The sequence below is a fragment of the Massilia sp. YIM B02763 genome, from assembly GCF_030412015.1.
In the GTDB taxonomy this organism is placed as follows: Bacteria; Pseudomonadota; Gammaproteobacteria; order Burkholderiales; family Burkholderiaceae_D; genus Telluria.
The window spans coordinates 804,373-810,877 of the sequence record NZ_JASNRD010000001.1 but is presented as its reverse complement, the minus strand read 5'-3'; the positions used below and the strand labels follow the sequence as shown (position 1 = coordinate 810,877).

7 protein-coding genes are annotated in these 6,505 nt (G+C 66.1%); 3 read left to right on the top strand and 4 right to left on the bottom strand.

The features are described from left to right. Nucleotides 1-77: 77 nt before the first annotated feature. From QPK32_RS03550 to kynU, 4 genes are all read right to left on the bottom strand, one after another. Nucleotides 78-1,193, bottom strand: a complete 1,116-nt coding sequence (locus QPK32_RS03550) for an acyltransferase (protein ID WP_290411370.1) — start codon at nucleotides 1,191-1,193, stop codon at nucleotides 78-80. A 24-nt stretch (nucleotides 1,194-1,217) separates the two neighbouring features. Further along, complete coding sequence (locus QPK32_RS03545; protein ID WP_290411369.1) at nucleotides 1,218-1,763, bottom strand: alpha/beta hydrolase; 546 nt, start codon at nucleotides 1,761-1,763, stop codon at nucleotides 1,218-1,220. 99 nt (nucleotides 1,764-1,862) lie between these two features. Further along, nucleotides 1,863-2,732: a tryptophan 2,3-dioxygenase gene (kynA, locus tag QPK32_RS03540; protein ID WP_290411368.1), complete on the bottom strand. Its 870-nt coding sequence runs from the start codon at nucleotides 2,730-2,732 to the stop codon at nucleotides 1,863-1,865. A gap of 9 nt (nucleotides 2,733-2,741) precedes the next feature. Then, complete coding sequence (gene kynU, locus QPK32_RS03535; protein WP_290411367.1) at nucleotides 2,742-4,007, bottom strand: kynureninase; 1,266 nt, start codon at nucleotides 4,005-4,007, stop codon at nucleotides 2,742-2,744. Nucleotides 4,008-4,648: 641 nt separating this feature from the next. On the opposite strand from kynU, the gene flhD reads away from it, so the two are divergent. The 3 genes from flhD (at nucleotide 4,649) to QPK32_RS03520 (ending at nucleotide 6,448) form a co-directional block, all read left to right on the top strand. After that, nucleotides 4,649-4,966, top strand: a complete 318-nt coding sequence (gene flhD / locus QPK32_RS03530) for a flagellar transcriptional regulator FlhD (protein WP_290411366.1) — start codon at nucleotides 4,649-4,651, stop codon at nucleotides 4,964-4,966. A gap of 74 nt (nucleotides 4,967-5,040) precedes the next feature. Then, nucleotides 5,041-5,586 (top strand): flagellar transcriptional regulator FlhC, encoded by a 546-nt coding sequence (gene flhC / locus QPK32_RS03525; protein ID WP_290411365.1) that lies wholly within the window; start codon nucleotides 5,041-5,043, stop codon nucleotides 5,584-5,586. A gap of 52 nt (nucleotides 5,587-5,638) precedes the next feature. Continuing rightward, on the top strand, nucleotides 5,639-6,448 hold the full coding sequence (locus tag QPK32_RS03520; protein WP_290411364.1) for a trans-aconitate 2-methyltransferase: 810 nt from the start codon (nucleotides 5,639-5,641) through the stop codon (nucleotides 6,446-6,448). Nucleotides 6,449-6,505 lie beyond the last annotated feature (57 nt).

Here is a 6,505-nt window from a genome sequence, read left to right as displayed (position 1 = left end):
CATCAGCTACCTCTCTTCCGTAGCTGCTCTTCCTTATTTATTCCGGACAGCAGTGCGCGCAGGCGGGGACGACGTTTTCAGGGTATCCGCAGCGCAGGAGCCCGCGCCAGCACCGCCTCGAACCCCCGCACCAACCTCTTCCTCAACACCTCCGTCAGCGGATTGAGCGCCAGCGCCGCCAGCGCGATGGCGAGTGCAATGGCCGCGATCTCGTGCGCCGCGCCCCGCTCGATCGGCAGCAGGGTCTGCCACACCCCGATCACCAGCGCATGCGACAGGTAGAGCGTGAACGTGTGCGCCGCCAGGAAGCGGATCGGCCGCGCCATCCTCGCCAGCAGGGCGCCGAATCCGGCATGGCGGGCGCAGGCGAAATTCACCCACACCAGCAGCGCGACCGGATAGTCGGCCAGCACGCGGTCGGCGCTGCCCATGCGGATGCCGGCGAAGGGCCACCATTGCTGAGCGACGCCGCGCAGCCACGGCTCCGGATCGCACCAGCCCCACAAGGCCACCAGCACGACGGTCGCGAGCCAGCCGGCACGCGCGATACCGCGGCCGAGCACGTGCCCCTGCTGCCAGCGGAACAGCACCACGCCGGACAGCCAGACGGGCAGCAGCAGCCACAGGCGCGGACCGACCAGCAGCAGCACGGCGCCGGCGGCGAGCCAGCGGCGCCGGCCCGCGAGGAAGTGCCAGCAGCCGAACAGCACGTAGTACCAGGCCTCGTAGTCGAGCGACCAGTACGGCAGCAGCCAGGGCGGGCGTTCGGCGAAGCCCCAGGTGTCGCCCTGGAAGGCCAGGTGGAAGGGGATGTAGAGCCAGGGCTTGCGCAGTTCGTAGGCGTCGCTGACGGGGAGACCGGTCGCATGCTGCACCAGCGCCGCCAGCGCGAAGGACAGCAGCAGGACGGGCAACACCACCGAATACAAGCGCGCGGCGCGGGCGGTCGCGTAGTCGGCCAACGTGCGGTGCTTGTGGCGGGCGCTGTAGGCGATCACGAAGCCGGACAGCACGAAGAAGGCGATCACTGCTTCGCGCCCGAAATCGGGCAGGCGGGCGATCTGGGCGTCGTCGAGGATGCGGAAATAGCCGAAGTGGGCCACGACCACGGCCAGCGCGGCGAGGCCGCGGGCGGCATCGAGGTACAGCGAGAATCCGGGATCGAGCGCGTCGCCGCCGACCGGGCTGCTCATGCGCGGCTCAGGGAAGGCATGGGTTCACGGGTTCAGGTCGCGGCAGAATGCGTCCAGCAGCGCCTCGCCTTCGGGCCACGGTCCGAAACCGCTGTCGGCGTTGATGTGGCCGGCGTCGCCGATCTCCACCAGCTCGCTGCCCCAGGCTGCGGCGAAGGCGCGCGAGCGCTCGATATGCGCGTATTCGTCGTTGGCGCTCGCGACGACGATCGACGGGAAGGGCAGCGGCGCCAGCGGGATCGGGCGGAAATCCATGGGATCGATCGGGTACGAGGATGCCTCGGTGTCGCTCGGGGCGACCAGGAAGGCGCCGGCCGCCTTCAGCGGCGAACCGGACTGCGCCCATTGCGCCACCAGCATGCAGCCCAGGCTGTGGGCGACGAGGATCGGCCGGCCCTCGCAGGCGGCGATGGCGGCATCCAGTTCGGCCACCCATTCGTCGCGGTCGGGACTGTTCCAGTCGCGATGGGACACGCGCGTCCATTTCTGGTACTTGCGTTCCCAGTGGGTCTGCCAGTGTTCCGGGCCGGAATTCCACAGCCCGGACACGATCAGGATGTCGCACTTCATTGGTTCTCCGTTGGAAGACTGCACCGTGCATGTCGCCTGCGCATCTTATCGGAAAACCACGTCCGCGGAAACGTCCGTCCGGACGGCCCGGTGCAGAGGCTACAAGGCGGTACGCAGGGCGAACAATTCCGGGAACAGCACCACGTCGAGCATCTTGCGCAGGTAGCTGACCCCGGCCGTGCCGCCCGTGCCCGTCTTGAAGCCGATGATGCGCTCGACCGTGGAGACGTGGCGGAAACGCCAGAAGCGGAACGCCGTCTCCATGTCGACGAGCTTCTCGGCCAGTTCGTACAGGGCCCAGTGCCGCTCCGGGTCGCGGTAGACCTCGAGCCAGGCCGCCAGCACGGAGTCGTCGTGGACGGTCGGCCAGGTCGGGTCCGCGGCCAGGCGCTCGGGGGCGATCGTCGCCTCCAGGCCGGAACGGGCCAGCAGGCGGATCGCCTCGTCGTAGATCGACGGCGCCTGCAGTTCCTGTTGCAGAAGGGCATGCTGCTCGGGCACGGCCTCGTGCACGGCCAGCATGGCCGGGTTCTTGTTGCCCAGGATGAATTCCAGTTCGCGGTACTGGAAGGACTGGAACCCCGAGGACGACGCCAGGTAGGGACGGATCGCGCTGTATTCCGGCGGCGTCATGGTCGCCAGCACGTCCCAGGCATGCACCAATTGGTCCATGATGCGTGCCACCCGCGCCAGCATCTTGAACGCGGGCTGCAGGTCGTCGGCGCGGATATGGCGGCGCACGGCCTGCAGCTCGTGCAGCATCAGCTTGATCCACAGCTCGCTGGTCTGGTGCTGGACGATGAACAGCATCTCGTTGTGGTCGGGCGAGAGCGGATGCTGGGCCGACAGGATCTGCTCCAGGCCCAGGTAGTCGCCGTAGCTCATGCTGCGGCTGAAATCCATCCGGGCGCCGTGCCACTGTGCGGCGTCCTTGTCGTCTCTGTCGTCCTTGTCGATGTGGGCGCTCATGGCGGCTCCTCAGGTCACGGCGCCGCGCGCGGCGGCGGCATCGTAGGCTTCACGGTCGAGGATGTCGCGCAGGACCTCGACGGCATCCCAGACGTCGGCGAAGCGGGTGTACAGGGGCGTGAAACCGAAGCGCATGATCTCGGGCTCGCGGTAGTCGCCGATCACGCCGCGCTCGATCAGCGCCTGCATCACCGCATAGCCGTGCGGATGGGTAAAGCTGACCTGGCTGCCGCGCGCGCCATGCTCGCGCGGCGTCACGAGGCCCAGCGGATGGCGGGCGCAGCGGCTTTCCACCAGGGCGATGAACAGGTCCGTCAGCGCCAGCGACTTGGCGCGCAGCGCCGCCATGTCGGTCTGTTCGAAGACCTCGAGGCCGCATTCGACGAGCGCGAGCGATACCACCGGCTGGGTGCCGCACAGGGCGCGGCCGATGCCCTCGGCGGCGGCGAAGCCATGCGCCATGGCGAAGGGCTGCGCATGGCTCCACCAGCCCGTCAGCGGATGGCGGAAGGCGGCCTGGTGCTGCTCCGGCACCCAGATGAAGGCGGGGGAACCCGGGCCGCCGTTCAGGTATTTATACGTGCAGCCGACGGCGAAGTCGGCTTCGGCCTCGTGCAGGTCGACGGGCACCGCGCCCGCCGAATGGGCCAGGTCCCACAGGACGAGGGCGCCGCGCGCATGCGCCAGGCGCGTCAGGGCCGCCATGTCGTGCTGGCGGCCGGTGCGGTAGTTGACGTGGGTGAGCATCAGCACGGCGCAACGGGCGTCGACGGCGGCGTCCAGTTCCTCGGGCGTATCGACCAGCAGCAGCTCGTAGCCGCGGTCGAGCCAGCGGGCCAGGCCGTCGGCCATATAGATATCGGTCGGAAAATTGCTGCGCTCCGTCACGATGACCTTGCGCTGCGGGTCGCGGTCCTGCTGGATCGCCAGTGCGGCGGCCAGCGCCTTGAACAGGTTCAGCGAGGTGGTGTCGGTGACGACGATCTCGCCCGGGCGGGCGCCGACCAGCGGCGCGAGGCGGTCGCCGAGGCGCTTGGGCAGGTCGAACCAGCCGGCGCTGTTCCAGCTGCGGATGAGGTCCTGGCCCCATTCCCGCGCCACGACGTCGCGGGCACGGTCGAGCGCGGCGCGCGGACGGGCGCCGAGCGAGTTGCCATCCAAATAGATGACGCCGTCAGGCAGGTCGAAACGGTCGCGCAGCGGCGCCAGCGGATCGGCGGCATCGCGCGCCAGGCAGTCTGCGCGCGTGATGGCGGAAGAGGGGGCGAGGGTCATCGGGGTTCCTTGCGAATCGGACGGCCGGATGGGGCATGTTGTCCATTGATCATCGTTCGCCGGGTCGGCGGACGCGTGGAGTGTAGCAAGAAAAACAGCGGGTAAACCCCTTTATGCTCGTCGCATCGGCCGGGGCGAAATTTTTTTAAAATTTTTTTCGCCAAACCCTAAAGTTCTGCGAAAGCGTGCCGCTAACCAAGCCAGATGAGCGGTAATGGGCCAGGTGGTCGGCAAAAAAGTTCAAAAAAAGTTTGCCGAAACCCTAAAGTTTGGGAAAAGCGGGCCGATAACCTCATCGAAGACGCGTTAAAGCGGACCTTAAGAGATGCTTCAGGGACAGAAAAATTTTTTCAAAGAACCCTAAAGTTCTCGAAACCGTTGACGTAAACCAACACATACGCAATGTGTCGGCAGCGTCGGGAGCCTCTGCTCCGCAGGTTTTTACAAGTTGCAAGCCCTTGTTTTCACGAGGAAATACACAGGATTCTTAGGAGTTTGTCAGACAAATTCCTACGAGTCCTGTCGTCTTTTGCGGACGAAAAATACAGACATTCGCCGATTCCTCAAATGTTTCTCCAGGGTCAGAATCTATCTCAACGGCAACACATAACGCCAACGAGATAGACGAGAGGGAGAGAAACATGACTGCGAACGACATGATGGCTGAAATCCGGGACGCCAACCTGAGCTACCTGATGCTGGCCCAGCAAATGATCCGCGCGGACAAGGTCACTGCGATCTTCCGCCTGGGGATCTCGGCGGACATCGCCGACCTGATCGAAGGCATGAGCAATGCCCAGATCCTGAAACTCGCCGGCGGCAACATGATGCTGGCCCGCTTCCGCTTCGACGACAGCGCCATCCTGTCCATGCTGACCAGCCACAGCAAGGACCGCGCCCTGGCCCAGTCGCACGCCGCCATCCTGATGGCCGGCCAGCCTGCCGAAGAGATCGCCTAAGTTTTTCCACCAGCCAGGGTCTGAGCCCTCAGGGAAAAACCGGGCTCTGACCCCCGCAGCAGGAGCGCATACAAATGACCAAGAAAAGCGTCGTCTCGGAAGCCCAGGAAATCCAGCTGGCCATCGAACTGATCCAGCTCGGCGCCCGCCTGCAACTGCTGGAAAGCGAAGTCTCGCTGTCGCGCGAGCGCCTGATCAAGCTGTACAAGGAATTGAAGGGCGTGTCGCCGCCGAAGGGCATGCTGCCGTTTTCGACCGACTGGTTCCTGACCTGGCAGCCGAACATCCACTCCTCGCTGTATATCAATATCTACAAGTTCCTCGTCGAGCACGCGGGCGCCACCGGCATCCAGGCCATCATGAAGGCGTATCGCCTGTACCTGGAACAGATGCCGCCGGCGCCGAACGAGGAACCGGTGCTGTCGCTGACCCGCGCCTGGACCCTCGTGCGTTTCTTCCAGGGCAATATGCTGGTGCTGGCCCCGTGCTCGAAGTGCCAGGGCAAGTTCGTCGTCAACGCGCTCGACCTGAACGACGACTACCAGTGCGGCCTGTGCCACATGCCTTCGCGCGCCGGCAAGACCCGCAAGGCCAAGGACGCCGCGCTCGCCGGTGCCTGACGCCGTTGCCTGATATTCGTCTCCGTCTCTTTATCTCCCCGCGGGGCAGCGCATGAACGCGCCTGCCCCGCGCCGTATCTGGCGCGCGCCCGCGCTGCGCGCCTTGCTGGCCCAGCTCCTCGCGTTTCCGCTCACGCTCGCCGCCGTCTGGCTGCTGGCGCGCGCCGGCATATTGCCTGCGGCGGACGACGGGACGGGGGCGGGCGCCTGGCTGGCGGTCGCGCTGGTGCAGGGCGCCTGGGCCGCGCTGTTGTCCTGGCGCCTGGGGCTGGCCACGTGGTGGCGCGCCATCGCCCTGCTGTTTCCCGCGTGCGTGCTGCTGGCGCGGCTGGCGGCCGAGACGCTGGCCTTGCCGCCGGCCGCCTTCCTGGCCGTGTTCGTGCTGCTGCTGCTCGTCTACTGGTCGACGTTCCGCACCCAGGTGCCGTACTACCCGTCCGGCCAGGCCGCCTGGGACACGGTGGCCGAGCAGCTTCCGGACCGGCCCCTGCGGATCATCGACATCGGCAGCGGACTGGGCGGCCTGGTGCTGGACCTGGCGCGGCGCCGTCCCGACTGCGGCGTCAGCGGTATCGAGCTGGCGCCGCTACCCTGGCTGGCCAGCAGCCTGCGGGCGCGCCTGACGGGCAGCCGGGCCCGTTTCATGCGCGGCGACTACGAAAACTTGAATTTCGGTCACTACGACGTCGTGTTCGCCTACCTGTCGCCGGCGGCGATGAGCGCGCTATGGCGCAAGGCCAGCGGCGAGATGCGGCCGGGCAGCATGCTGCTCAGTTATGAATTTGCCATTGCCGAACGTGCTCCAGATCGTAGCTTTGTAACTACTGATCGCAAAAAAATTCTACATCTCTGGCACTTTTGAACCACAAGCGGGCGGTTTTACTTGCCCCACGGCCATTCTGCCGCTAATCTAGTTCCC